Origin of the sequence: Orrella daihaiensis (genome assembly GCF_022811525.1) — a bacterium.
GTDB lineage: Bacteria > Pseudomonadota > Gammaproteobacteria > Burkholderiales > Burkholderiaceae_B > Algicoccus > Algicoccus daihaiensis.
This window is the reverse complement of the sequence record NZ_CP063982.1, coordinates 1553493-1565859: the sequence shown is the minus strand read 5'-3', so window position 1 is coordinate 1565859 and position 12367 is coordinate 1553493. Positions and strand designations below refer to the sequence as shown.

Sequence of the window (12367 nt, the reverse complement as noted above, 5' to 3'; positions counted from 1 at the left end):
CGACCATACCTCACTGCGGATGTCGCTCAAGGCTTAGCCACGACCGACAAACGGCATATTGGTTGCCATGATTGTCATGAACTGCACATTGGTCTGAAGCGGGAAGTTCACAATCTGAACGACCGACTGAGCTACATGGTTAACATCCATGCGCGGCTCTACCCGGGTTGAACCGTCAGCTTGCAAAATCCCTTTTGCCATGCGGTCGGTCATCTCGGTAGCGGCGTTACCAATATCGATCTGAGTGCAGGCAATGCCGTATGGTCTGGTGTCAAGCGCAATGGATTTTGTCAAACCAGTCACCGCATGTTTAGTTGCGGTATAGGCGATCGAAAACGGTCGAGGCGCGTGTGCAGAGATGGAACCATTGTTGATGATACGACCACCTTGAGGATCTTGTCGTTTCATCAGAGCGATCGCTTCACGCGCGCAAAAGAACATGCCATTTAAATTGACGTTGACCACATCGAGCCAGGTCTGCACCGGGAGATCTTCGATTGGCACGGCCGGCGCTCCACGACCCGCATTATTAAAGAGCACATCGAGCCGACCGAACTTCTGATCAACGTGGTCAAACAACGCTTTGACCTGATCGTAGCTTGTGACATCGGTGACCATCGCGTGAAGTCGCTCAGCTGGCCCCATCGAACGGGTTTGTTCCAGTGCGTCAGCTCGGCGACCAGCCATCACGACATCAAATCCATCTGCTGCCAATGCCAATGAGACTGCCCTGCCGATTCCACTACCGGCCCCTGTGACCACCGCCACCTTTTTTGTTGCTGCCTGATTCAAACCTGTCTCCTTAGTGATCTAGCCGCCACACCAAGCGATGGCGCTTCTGCTATGCTCAGGCAATTGTATGCATATGCAAGCCATCGTTGTTTAAGCACATGAAAAATCAGCCTGCCGGAAACGTATTTTTAGTCACAGCCCCCAGCGGCGCGGGCAAATCCAGCTTGGTGAACGCCCTACTTGAAAACGATGCCGGCTTGCAGCTCTCCATCTCCTGTACGACCCGGGCGCCGCGCGAGGGAGAAGTTGACGGACGAGACTATTATTTCGTGTCCTCAGATCAATTCAAAGCCATGCGCGATGGCGATGAGCTGTTGGAATGGGCTCAAGTGCATGACAACTTTTACGGCACCCCGCGCGCACCGCTGGCCAGAGCGCTTGAACTTGGGCGAGACGTGTTGCTCGAGATTGATTGGCAAGGCGCGCAACAAGTTCGTCGGATGCTGCAAGGTGTCACGGGCATTTTTATCCTTCCACCTTCGCTTGACGCACTTGAATCACGCCTAAGAGCTCGAGGCAAGGACTCCGAAGAGGTCATTTCCAAGAGAATGGCTGGCGCGAGCAGCGAAATTGCTCATGCCCACGAATTCGAATATGTTATTATTAATCAAGAATTTAGCGTTGCTTTACAGCAGCTCGAACATATCATCTCGAGTGCTCGCCTGCGATACGCCAGACAGGCTGTGATGAACCCGGCCCTATTCGATTCGTTTGGTTTACCGAGATAGTGCGCCTGATCAAATACCGTCGGATTCGCGCCACAATGCACTGGTGACAAGGTAGTACTGGTGTTGTGACACAAAACGCTATATCCTGTTGTTTAAGTTAACTTTTTTGTGAGAAATGGCCAAATGGCACGTATAACCGTTGAAGACTGTCTGAACCAAATCCCGAATCGCTTCAAACTCACCCTAGCAGCAACCTATCGTGCTCGTGAGTTGGCGCAAGGTCACGCACCGCGTCTAGACAGCCGTGATAAACCAACAGTGCTCGCGCTGCGTGAGGTTGCTGCCGGTTTGACGGGCACAGAAATGTTGCGCAAGGTGCCAACTTGATCAGGTAGAAAAAGATGGGGTTTCCGGGGCTACGCACTGCATCTAGCGGGTTGCTCTCGGCAATCAAGGTTGGTTCGCGCTTTGGTAGACGTGCAAAGAGTCAACAAAATAGCTCAGGTGCCACACAAGCTTTGACGAGTGCTGGCACCGAACCAGAGCAGGCATCAATCACCGAGCTACAAAAAATTATCTCTGGCTACATGCCCAAGAAGGATGTAGCCAGGGTAAAAGAAGCTTACAAATTCTCAGATCAAGCCCACTTGGGGCAGTTCAGGTCAAGCGGTGCGCCCTACATCACCCACCCCATTGCTGTCACCGAGATCTGCGCTGGCTGGAAGCTAGATGCCGATGCCCTCATGGCGGCTTTGTTGCACGATGTCATGGAAGACCAGGGCATCCCCAAAACTGAACTCGCGGAAAAATTTGGAACGGATGTCGCTGAACTGGTTGACGGTCTCTCGAAACTAGATCGGCTTGATTTTGCGACCAAGGCTCAACAACAAGCGGAAAGTTTCCGCAAGATGTTGCTCGCCATGGCGCGTGATCTGCGTGTTATCCTGATCAAGCTTGCCGATCGGTTGCACAACATGCGCACGCTAGGTGCGGTTAGCCCAGAAAAGCGCAGACGAATCGCCAAAGAGACCTTGGACATCTATGCCCCAATTGCCAATCGTCTCGGTCTGAATGCAGTCTATCGCGAGCTTCAGGACCTTTGTTTCGAGGCGATGTATCCAAACCGGTACTCTGTTCTACACAAAGCAGTGCTCGCTGCACGTGGCAACCGTCGCGAGGTTCTGACAAAAATTTTCGATTCAGTCCGTGCCGCGTTGCCTGCTGCCGGTATTGAGGCCGACGTCACTGGCAGAGAGAAAACGCTCTGGGGCATCTATCGCAAGATGACCGACCAGAAGAAATCGTTTTCCGATGTGCTTGACATCTATGGGTTCCGTGTCATCGTGCATACCCTGCCTGAATGCTACCTCGCGTTGGGCATTTTGCATCAGTTGTATCGTCCCGTACCGGGCAAGTTCAAGGATTATGTGGCGATCCCCAAGTTAAACGGATACCAGTCGCTACACACGACGCTGGTAGGTCCCTATGGGACGCCGATTGAGTTTCAGTTTCGTACCCGCGAAATGCACAATGTGGCTGAACAAGGTGTGGCAGCGCATTGGATATACAAAACCGATGATGTCTCTTTGTCAGACATCCAGAAAAAAACACACTCCGCGTTGCAATCGTTGCTTGATATCCAGAGCCAAACTGGCGACTCCGGCGAGTTTCTTGAGCACGTCAAAGTCGATCTCTTCCCTGATGCGGTCTATGTCTTTACGCCCAACGGCAAAATTATTTCGCTGCCACGCGGTGCAACACCAGTTGATTTCGCATATTCAATTCACACCGACATCGGGAATCACGCCGTTGCTTGCAAAGTCAACGGTGAGTATGTGCCACTGCGTACCGAGCTGTCGAGCGGTGACACCGTTGAGGTCATTACCTCGGAGGCATCACGCCCAAGCGCGCACTGGTTGAACTTTGCGCGCACCGGTCGTGCCCGCTCAGAAATTCGTCATTATTTGCGCACAGTTCGGTATGACGAATCGGTAGCATTTGGCAAACGACTGCTTACCCAATCCTTGCACGAATTGCAGATCGACTTTCCTGACAATGACGATCCCACGTGGGACAAATTGATCAAAGAAAGTGGTGCCAAATCGAGAGAGGAAATCCTTGCTGACATCGGTTTAGGCAAACGTCTGGCTGCTGTGGTTGCTCGTCGATTCACCGCCGATCACCCCTTGCTTGAGACCACGGCCGCCCATATCGACGTGGTAAGCGCTGCACGTGCCGCACCCATTCTTATCCAGGGCAACGAGGGACAAGCAGTATCACTGGCGCCTTGTTGCGGACCCTTGCCCGGTGATGAAATTGTGGCTGGTATTCGTGTGGGCACCGGCTTGGTTGTGCACACCGCTGACTGCCCAGTTGCTATGCGTGCTAAGGAGCGTGAACCGGATCGCTGGATTGACGTCGCTTGGGATCACAACCACGCCAAGCACTTTCTGGCGCGCATAGATGTCACTGCATTAAATGAACGCGGTGTGCTCGGTAAGATCGCCGGTGAAATCGCCCAAGCAGACTCCAACATTACCAATGTCACCATGACTGACGACACCAGCGAGGCGTTTTTGTTGAGCATGACCGTCCAAGTCGATGACCGTAAACACTTGGCTAAGGTATTTCGAGCAATCCGTCGCGTGCCGCAGGTCAGAAGGATTGCTCGATTAAAAGGTAATCACCAGGCCAACGCAGCCCATCACTGACATTGGTTGTTCGGTCACCGCCTGAACGTCTTCCGATTTAATCCTGATTGGACATAATGGCTTCGCAGGCTAATGCGATCGCAAGCACTTTATCGTCCTGTCCGCTAAGGCCAGCAAGCATCATTCCCACAGGGGGTTGTCCTCGATGATGACACGGCAGACTAATCGCACAGCCATCTAAAAAATTGATAACCGTCGGGTTGCGTAATACCAAGAGATTTGTCTGCGCATACAGCTCGTCATTGTCCTGCAGTGGGCCAAGCGCTGGCGGTACGATGGGGACTGTTGGCATCAATAGTGCATCGACCGAGTGAAGCTTTGCCTGCACGCGCGCAATCCAGTCTCGTCGTTGCTGCTCAAGCTTTGCGATGTACGGAGTATCGAGAGACTGGCCGCGTCGGATACGCACTGCCACTCTAGGGTCATATTCGGATTGTCTTGAATTAAGTAGATCTTGATGCCACGCCCAGGCCTCAGCAGCCGTAAATCCACCAGCGGCATTCATGGTAGCGATTTCAAGTAGCTCGGGCAGATCCAGACTAACAATTTGAACACCTGATTGTTCAAGTAAATCGCAGGTCACTGCAAAGGTGCTGGACACCACATCATCCATGCCATCAAGTACCAATTGATTGGGCACGCCGAGCCTTAGTCCATCTAACCCTATCGGTGCTGGTACAGAAACGGGTTCAGCAGCCATGACACAAGCAAGCCAGGCACAATCAGCCACCGTTCGTGCGATTGGCCCGATTGAGTCCAGATATGCTGACAAGGGCAAGGCACCACTCATATCGATCCGACGCGCGGTTGGTTTATACCCGACCAGCCCACAAAATGCTGCCGGTATCCGAACCGATCCGCCCGTGTCGGTACCTACTGCGGCGATCGCCATGGCATCGGCGACAGAAACCGCCGCACCGGACGAAGAGCCCCCGGCTATATGACCGGTCTGGCGATCCCAGGGCGACAAAGGCGTTCCGTAGTGCGGATTCAGACCAAGCCCTGAGTACGCGAATTCAGTCATGTTGGTCGTACCCAAGATCACTGCACCGGCCTCGCGCAGCCGCTTGACCACAAGGGCATCTGCAGCTGCTGGCTTGGCGTCAGACAACACAACAGAGCCAGCCGTCGTCGGCAACCCGGCAATATCAAACAAATCCTTGATCGAGATGGGTACACCATCAATCTCTGACAAGCAGTCTGCTTGCGCTCTCCTGACATCAGATGCTTTGGCATCGGCTAGCGCCTGCTCTTCGAACACGCGCGTAAAAGCCACGCTACCCTGCCCCTTCGGATCTTTGATACGCGCCAAACACGCCTGGGTCAACTGCAAGGCTGTCACCTTGCCCTCTCGCAGGCTTTGCGTAACGTTTAGCAAGGTATAGGGTTCACCAGACAACATTTCCGACCTCATTAGGTGGTTGGATCAATGTGCAAAAGCGTATCATGTGTTCTCACCGCTTAAGAGTCTCACTGTCGTGCAACCGATACCCACCCTGAGATCACAAAATGCGATTGCCGGTGTGGCAATCTTGTTGCTATCGCTATCGGTTCTTTCGGTTCTGGATGCCAGTGGCAAATGGATCCTGGCAGCTGGCGTATCGCTGGTAGTCGTTACGTGGTTTAGGTATGTCGTTCATTTTCTTTTGATCGTTGGGCTACTACTTTCACGCAACGAACTTCACCTTTTTAAAAGCCATGCGCTTAAGTACCAACTTTCGCGTGGTGTGACTATTCTGTTCACAACCATGGGCTTTTTTACGACGATATCTTATCTGCCACAGGCGCAAGCCACCACCATGTTGTTTGCTGCGCCCTTGATCATATTGGCGCTCGCGCCATGGTTGCTGGGCGAACCCAAACGCGTGTCCCGGTGGTTGGCGGCGACACTGGGTTTTATGGGGGTGTTGATTGTGGTGCGTCCAAGCTCGGGGCTTAGTCCGATAGGAGTTGGATTCGGCGTGCTGACAGCCCTGTTGATGGCTACGCAGCACTTGTTGACACGCAAAGTGGCCATTGACCATCCATTAACCACCATACTCTGGAGCGGGATGATAGGAGCCATCGCGCTGACTTTAATGCTGCCCATTATGCTGCCGATCGCTGATCCCCATTGGGCTCAAACCCTGGCGGAATTGCCTCTCGGCGCTTGGGCCGTGCTGCTGTCACTAGGGCTCAGTGGGGGAATTGGTCACCTACTGCAGGTACAGGCTTATCGACTAGCAGCCGCCTCCCTATTGGCACCCTTCATGTACGTACAAATTATTCCCGCCGCGGCTCTGGGATGGTTGATTTGGGGGGATTTCCCGGATGCGATTAGCTGGATTGGTATCGGTTTGATTTGCACCAGCGGCGCTGGCATCGCCTGGTACGAATGGCATAGTTCTCGTCGTCAAGCAATCTCGGCACTGGCCAAACGACCAGCATGAATCTCCACAACCCGTTGGCAGCGCTTGGCTAGATTGGGGTCATGGGTGACCAATACCAGTGTCGTGCGATGATCTTGGTGCAACCGAAACATCAGGTCAATAATGCGGGCACCTGTCACAACGTCTAGGCTGCCGGTGGGCTCATCGGCAAACAACAAGGCTGGGCGACTTATAAAGGCCCTTGCAAGTGAAACCCTTTGTTGCTCTCCACCAGACAATGTCGAAGGATAGTGATGCAATCGATGCTCAAGTCCTACTTCCGCAAGGGCCTCAAGCGCGGGGGCTTCAGCATCGTGACCAGCCAACTCTAACGGCAACATGACATTCTCTAGAGCAGTCAAGTTGGGTAAAAGCTGAAACGACTGAAATACAAATCCGACGTGAGAAGCACGAAACTTGGCACGACCATCCTCATCAAGAGAAAATAGGTCTGTCCCAAGCACATTGACCTTGCCCTGGCTGGGAACATCTAGGCCAGCCATGAGTCCCAAGAGGGTAGACTTTCCGGATCCCGATGCTCCTGTGATCGCCAGGGATTCACCCATGGCTACAGAAAAACGTATATCGTCAAGGATAGTCAACTCACCGCCGGCGTCAGACACTCGCTTGGTGAGCCCAATCACTTCAATTGCATTATTCGTCATCATGTATCAATTGTCGCATTACTGGAACCGCTTTTTTATCAATATCCCACTGACAAAGCTGACATTTCTGATTTTTGTTGGCTTAGTCCTGTTTGGCACAGCGCACGCATCGACACCGAAAGCCAGTCTTGATCGCCCAATCCTGATTGTGGGCGATAGTTTGTCATCTGAGTACGGCATCAAACGCCAAAGCGGTTGGGTACAGCTCTTGCGCAACCGGTTGGCCGAACAGTATCCCGAACCGCCAGAGGTCATTAACGCCAGCATCAGTGGTGACACAACCAGTGGTGGCGTGACGCGGCTACCAGCGCTTCTGAAAGAGCACAACCCGGGTCTGGTCATCATTGAGCTTGGTGGCAACGATGCGCTGCGTGGGCTGGCACTCGACATGACCCGCAACAACCTAACGCGGATGGTTGAGCTTTCCCAAAAAGCTGGCGCCCTAACCATCGTCACCGGGATTCAGATCCCGGCGAACTATGGCCCTGCTTACACTGAGGCATTTAGGTCGCTGTATCCTGAAATTGCAGCTGCAACCAACAGCGTACTGGTTCCTTTCCTGTTGGCGGGTCTTGAAACGGATCGCAACTTATTTATCGAGGATGGTATACATCCATCCGAGCAGGCACAACCAATCTTGCTTGAAAACGTCTGGCCTGCGGTTCAGAGTGCCCTACCCGCTGCTACACCTTGATTCAACAAAACTCGATGGGGCACGATCGAGAAGACCCACGCAGACAATCAAGTGCCAGCGTCATTGCCATCAATAAGGACTCTGGCATCAGGCAATATCTGCACATTAAATAAACGCCTGAGAACCAGCAGAGCGGCCTGTTCTTCTGCGCCGCCCCAAGCTTGGGCTAACTGGCCTTTAAACTGGGCTTGATTAGCATCTGGTAACGGCTCGCCGGGGTTAACCGCCTTGACTTCCAGAAGGCTGTATCCAATCGGGGTATCGACCCCAATTACCTTCGGCACCTCAGACTCGGACAACTTCATGACGGCATCAAGCTCAACTGGGCTCAAGTTACGGGGGTCTTGACGTGATACGACCTCTGCAGCAGCAAAGCCAATGGCTGGCTGACTGCCATCAGCAATCACCGTTAACGCTGCTTTGCCTGCTTCACGCGCTAGCTTGAGCGCACCTTGCGCCACCAGATCCTCACGTATCAGCTCCTTGACTTGTTCTAGCGGCGGGACCGAGGAGGGATTCACCTGGGTCACACGTAACGCTACCAATGAGCCAGGCGACGTCTCAATCACCCCAGAATTCAGTTTGTCCTGAAATACCTCCGGAGAAAACGCAACCTGCAACACCCGCGGATTACCCAGTATCTCGGCTTGACCAGCCTGCAAAGGTGTTGATCTGAAAAACAGCTCGTCAGGCAACAGCCCGCTGCGCGCCACCGCCTGAGCGCGCTTAAGCTCGAGCCCAAGCTGCTGGGCAATTGGCTCAAGCGCGTCGCGCTGGTCATACACGAGATTGGTCAATTCGCTTGCAAGATCCGCAAAACGCACCGATGCCATTTGGCGTAAGACTTCGTTTTGCACTTCGTCCCGAACCTGCTCTAGCGGCTTGACGCTCGCTGGTTGAACTTGGGTAACCACCGCCACATGGTACCCAAAGGGACTCTGAATCACTTCAGAGATCGTATTGGGTTCGAGTTTAAAAACTGCCTCCTCTACTTCGGGCACCAAAGTGTCTTTCGAAATCCAGCCCAGATCACCACCTTGGCCAGAGGAGCCTGGGTCTTCCGAGAACTCAGCAGCCAATTTAGCAAACTGACTCGGGTCGGCCTTTAACTGATTAGCTAGTTCCTGGGCTTTGGCAAGCGCTGCGTCTCTGGCTGACTGATCAGCATCTGTCGCAACCTCGCGCAGAATATGGCTGACACGTCGTTGCTCTGGCTGTCCAAACCGAGACTGATTTTGTTGGTAGTAGGCTTCAATTTCCGCCGCAGGCACCGAGAGTCCTCTGCTTGCAGCCGCTTCGTCTAGCACGACATATTCAACGTCGACGCTTTCCGGCAGACGCAGTTGCTCGGCATTGGCGTCATACCAAGCCTGGATATCAGCATCGGTCACCTGCACATCAGCCTCAAATCCCTGAGCGTTAAAGCGCCGTAGAGCAACCGTACGTTGTTGCGTCAGAGCAGCCATCAGCTCATCGGCTACACGCTTAGGTGCCGCTGCGGTCGAACCAATGGGGCCTAGCACTTGAGACAGGATTAAGTCGCTGCGAACGCGCATCTCAAAATCTGCTGGGGTCATGCCCTGGGCAGCCAGCACCTGTCGGTAACGTTCGGGCGAGAATACGCCGTTCTCCTGGACCGCTGGGATTTTGGCGATCGTTTCACGTAATTGCTCGTCCGACACGGTGTAGCGACCCTGCATCGCCGCCTCAGCAATCACGCGCTGATTAATCATGTCATTGAGGATTCGCTCACGAAATGTAGGGGTATCAAGCGCCTCTGCGTCAAATTGCGCACCAAGCACGCGCCGCAATTCCTCGAGCTGATTGCGGCGTACGGCATCATATTCCGGTTGGGTGATAGCTACCCCGTTGACCTCTGCTAGCTCCTTGTCACGCGACATGAAGCCCACATAGCCCTCAATCCCAAAAAAAGCGAACGCCGGTACCACCAGCAACAACAGGACCAGCTGCATCCAACGGCGATGCGATCTTATGAAATCAAACATGGATGGTAATAAGCCTGTAAATTAAGCCTGTAATCGATGTCGCCGAGTGTACCATTGGCGAACGCGCGCAAGCGGGACAGACCCGCCTGCCCTCGGAATAACGCAGCCAGTCTTAAACCTAATTGCCGGTGAGGATGATTTGTTTAGCTACCGCCACGGATTTCATGCCGGCAACCATGCCGATGTACTCAAGCATTGTGTTTTGCTTGAGGTTCTAAAGTATTACCAGGAGAAAGAGACGGGATTTGTGTACGTTGACACCCATGCAGGAGCAGGCCTGTATGACCTTACTGGCAAATGGGCCAATACCCGCAGTGAATACGCCGATGGTATTGGTCGATTGTGGTCTGCAACGGACTTGCCTTGGCTGGTGTCTGAATATGTCAGCGCGATCAAAGCGCTCAACGCGAGTCACGAACTAACACTGTATCCAGGATCGCCGTGGTTGGCCTTGCAGCTGCTTCGCTCGCAGGATCGTCTCAAGCTTTTTGAGTTACTGTCGGCCGAAGCGGATGTGTTGGCAAACAACCTCGATCAACAGCGCCGTTTACCGCCACGTGCCATCAAGTTGGAAAGAGCCGACGGATTTGCAGCCATCAAAGCGGTACTGCCGCCGCCGACACGACGAGCAGTCATACTGATTGACCCGGCTTACGAGAATAAACAAGACTATCGATCGGTTGTACAAGCCATCAAGGACGGACTGACACGCTTTGCCACTGGTTGCTATCTGATCTGGTACCCCCGGGTTAACCGATTGCAAGTCGACCAAATGCTCAAGCAACTGCAGCATTTACCTGGGATACAGTGGCTGCAAGCTGAGTTGACCGTTTGTAAAGCCCCCACGGATCAACATGGCTTATTTGGCTCTGGCGTGTTCGTGATCAATCCGCCCTACACACTGCACAAACAACTCCAGCTTGCCTTACCGTGGTTAGCAAAGACGTTGGCTCAGGATAATCACGCGAGCTGGAAGCTGCGCGCGAACGCTACCGAAACACCGAAACCTCACAAACCAGGTAGATCGGGCAGGCCACGCGCGATGCACTAGGGGTATGGCCATGCCGTGGCTAGATTTGCTCATTGGCCCCTAGGTATCGCCACTGACCAACAGGCAAATTACCCAACTTGATTTTCCCGATTCGCACCCGCTTTAAGCCCAGAACAGTCAGGCCAACAAGCTCGCACATGCGTCGAATCTGGCGCTTGCGACCCTCTTTGAGGACAAATTTCAGTTGATCCTGATTTTGCCAGGCAACTTGCGCTGGTTTTAAGGGTCGTCCGTCTAACACCAATCCATGCCGCAGGCGAGCCAAACCATCAGCCGAAAGCTTGCCTTTTACCCGCACGAGGTATTCCTTCTCAACGTCACTGTCTTGACCGATCAGCTGCCTTGCAACACGCCCATCTTGTGTCAACACCAACAGTCCAGTGGAATCTATGTCAAGCCGTCCGGCGACAGCCAGGCCCCGTAAATGTTCTCGACGAAACGCAATGCCAGAGCGATCTTCGCCAAAGTGATTCGCAGGCGTCACCAGGGTCACGGCAGGTTTATAACCGTCCTCGGCCTGTCCAGAAACAAGACCAATCGGTTTGTGAACCAGTACGGTGACGCTGGCGCGTTGCTGCGCCTGTCCGCGCTGATCCAGTACGATACGCTGTGTTGGCCAAGCTTTATCGCCTACCCCGACGAGCTGGCCATCAACGGTCACGCGCCCGGCAGCCAAATGGGCGTCGGCCTCGCGACGCGAACACAGACCCTGCTGGGCCATGAGTTTGGATATACGAATTTTTTCCATAAACGATGCGATGATACCTCGCCAAAGCGCAAACATGATTCCCGATCAAGCAATCGCATTGTGCCGTTGGAGCACCCAAATAGACCCTTTAGCGGATTCACTGCAAAGAAAGTGGCTAAGACGAGCCGGGGCTTTGACAGCCGGATTACGCAAGCTTGGTCGTCTGGAGCTCGGTGTGATCAGACAAACGACCGCCCTACCGACCCTTGATGAGCAACTCATCATGCGACTGACGTCAAGGCAGCCGGTGCATATACGGGAGATCTGTTTGTCGATCGATGGACAAAGCTGTGTCGTTGCTCGCTCAGTCGTCAGTCTGCCCAGTCGTCGTGGACTCTGGCAGGCCATCGGCCAGCTTGGCCGTCGACCGTTAGCCGATATCCTTTATGACGACAGACATGTCAGGCGCAGTGCGTTTGAAACTGGCAGGATTCATTCGCCCCATCCATTGGCCAGACTTGCTTTATCCAGTGAGCCAACGTCATCAGGCAACAGGAACCGGACCTTTTGGGCCAGGCGCTCCGTTTTCTGGCGAGGTGGCGCCCCTTTATTGGTGTCAGAGTGTTTTTTGCCGGCTTTTTGGGCGATCGCAACCACCGAATCCTCGACAAATGGGTAATATGC

The 12367-nt window shown here is 53.6% G+C and carries 12 protein-coding genes; 7 read left to right on the top strand and 5 right to left on the bottom strand.

The features are described 5' to 3' along the window. Window positions 1-33: 33 nt before the first annotated feature. Complete coding sequence (locus tag DHf2319_RS07145) at window positions 34-792, bottom strand: SDR family oxidoreductase (protein ID WP_243477479.1); 759 nt, start codon at window positions 790-792, stop codon at window positions 34-36. Window positions 793-890: 98 nt separating this feature from the next. Between DHf2319_RS07145 and gmk the strand changes: the two genes are divergently transcribed. The 3 genes from gmk to DHf2319_RS07130 all read left to right on the top strand — a co-directional run bounded on the left by gmk (window position 891) and on the right by DHf2319_RS07130 (window position 4171). Continuing rightward, complete coding sequence (gmk, locus tag DHf2319_RS07140; RefSeq protein ID WP_243477478.1) at window positions 891-1520, top strand: guanylate kinase; 630 nt, start codon at window positions 891-893, stop codon at window positions 1518-1520. Between the two features lie 123 nt (window positions 1521-1643). Further along, the gene (gene rpoZ, locus DHf2319_RS07135) at window positions 1644-1847 is read left to right on the top strand and encodes a DNA-directed RNA polymerase subunit omega (RefSeq protein WP_243477477.1); all 204 of its coding nucleotides are present in this window, start codon (window positions 1644-1646) and stop codon (window positions 1845-1847) included. A gap of 14 nt (window positions 1848-1861) precedes the next feature. Further along, window positions 1862-4171 (top strand): RelA/SpoT family protein, encoded by a 2310-nt coding sequence (locus tag DHf2319_RS07130; protein WP_243477475.1) that lies wholly within the window; start codon window positions 1862-1864, stop codon window positions 4169-4171. A 37-nt stretch (window positions 4172-4208) separates the two neighbouring features. Here the strand turns inward: DHf2319_RS07130 and DHf2319_RS07125 are convergent, their stop codons facing one another. After that, window positions 4209-5573 (bottom strand): amidase, encoded by a 1365-nt coding sequence (locus DHf2319_RS07125; RefSeq protein ID WP_243477473.1) that lies wholly within the window; start codon window positions 5571-5573, stop codon window positions 4209-4211. 76 nt (window positions 5574-5649) lie between these two features. Here DHf2319_RS07125 and DHf2319_RS07120 point away from each other — a divergent pair, with 76 nt between their 5' ends. Beyond that, window positions 5650-6600: a DMT family transporter gene (locus DHf2319_RS07120; RefSeq protein WP_243477471.1), complete on the top strand. Its 951-nt coding sequence runs from the start codon at window positions 5650-5652 to the stop codon at window positions 6598-6600. On the opposite strand, the gene DHf2319_RS07115 is transcribed toward DHf2319_RS07120, so the two are convergent. Next, on the bottom strand, window positions 6564-7247 hold the full coding sequence (locus tag DHf2319_RS07115; protein WP_243477470.1) for an ABC transporter ATP-binding protein: 684 nt from the start codon (window positions 7245-7247) through the stop codon (window positions 6564-6566). The genes DHf2319_RS07120 and DHf2319_RS07115 overlap by 37 nt on opposite strands. Between DHf2319_RS07115 and DHf2319_RS07110 the strand changes: the two genes are divergently transcribed. After that, window positions 7246-7938 (top strand): arylesterase, encoded by a 693-nt coding sequence (locus DHf2319_RS07110; protein WP_243477468.1) that lies wholly within the window; start codon window positions 7246-7248, stop codon window positions 7936-7938. The two genes, DHf2319_RS07115 and DHf2319_RS07110, sit on opposite strands and share 2 nt — an antisense overlap. 47 nt (window positions 7939-7985) lie before the next feature. Here the strand turns inward: DHf2319_RS07110 and DHf2319_RS07105 are convergent, their stop codons facing one another. Beyond that, window positions 7986-9944, bottom strand: a complete 1959-nt coding sequence (locus DHf2319_RS07105) for a SurA N-terminal domain-containing protein (protein WP_256462150.1) — start codon at window positions 9942-9944, stop codon at window positions 7986-7988. Window positions 9945-10083: 139 nt separating this feature from the next. On the opposite strand from DHf2319_RS07105, the gene DHf2319_RS07100 reads away from it, so the two are divergent. After that, window positions 10084-10995 (top strand): 23S rRNA (adenine(2030)-N(6))-methyltransferase RlmJ, encoded by a 912-nt coding sequence (locus tag DHf2319_RS07100; protein ID WP_243477466.1) that lies wholly within the window; start codon window positions 10084-10086, stop codon window positions 10993-10995. 19 nt (window positions 10996-11014) lie between these two features. Here DHf2319_RS07100 and DHf2319_RS07095 read toward each other — a convergent pair whose 3' ends face one another. Further along, window positions 11015-11743, bottom strand: coding sequence for a pseudouridine synthase (locus tag DHf2319_RS07095; RefSeq protein ID WP_243480048.1), 729 nt, complete (start codon window positions 11741-11743; stop codon window positions 11015-11017). Between the two features lie 34 nt (window positions 11744-11777). On the opposite strand from DHf2319_RS07095, the gene DHf2319_RS07090 reads away from it, so the two are divergent. Further along, the gene (locus tag DHf2319_RS07090) at window positions 11778-12362 is read left to right on the top strand and encodes a chorismate--pyruvate lyase family protein (protein ID WP_243477462.1); all 585 of its coding nucleotides are present in this window, start codon (window positions 11778-11780) and stop codon (window positions 12360-12362) included. Window positions 12363-12367: the final 5 nt, after the last annotated feature.

What these genes read in the sequence shown, in the direction of transcription:
- gmk (WP_243477478.1), top strand. Translation starts at nt 891, where the DNA reads ATGAAAAATCAGCCTGCCGGAAACGTATTTTTAGTCACAGCCCCCAGC.
- rpoZ (WP_243477477.1), top strand. Translation starts at nt 1,644, where the DNA reads ATGGCACGTATAACCGTTGAAGACTGTCTGAACCAAATCCCGAATCGC.
- DHf2319_RS07130 (WP_243477475.1), top strand. Translation starts at nt 1,862, where the DNA reads ATGGGGTTTCCGGGGCTACGCACTGCATCTAGCGGGTTGCTCTCGGCA.
- DHf2319_RS07125 (WP_243477473.1), bottom strand. Translation starts at nt 5,573, where the DNA reads ATGTTGTCTGGTGAACCCTATACCTTGCTAAACGTTACGCAAAGCCTG.
- DHf2319_RS07110 (WP_243477468.1), top strand. Translation starts at nt 7,246, where the DNA reads ATGTATCAATTGTCGCATTACTGGAACCGCTTTTTTATCAATATCCCA.
- DHf2319_RS07115 (WP_243477470.1), bottom strand. Translation starts at nt 7,247, where the DNA reads ATGATGACGAATAATGCAATTGAAGTGATTGGGCTCACCAAGCGAGTG.
- DHf2319_RS07105 (WP_256462150.1), bottom strand. Translation starts at nt 9,944, where the DNA reads ATGTTTGATTTCATAAGATCGCATCGCCGTTGGATGCAGCTGGTCCTG.
- DHf2319_RS07095 (WP_243480048.1), bottom strand. Translation starts at nt 11,743, where the DNA reads ATGGAAAAAATTCGTATATCCAAACTCATGGCCCAGCAGGGTCTGTGT.
- DHf2319_RS07090 (WP_243477462.1), top strand. Translation starts at nt 11,778, where the DNA reads ATGATTCCCGATCAAGCAATCGCATTGTGCCGTTGGAGCACCCAAATA.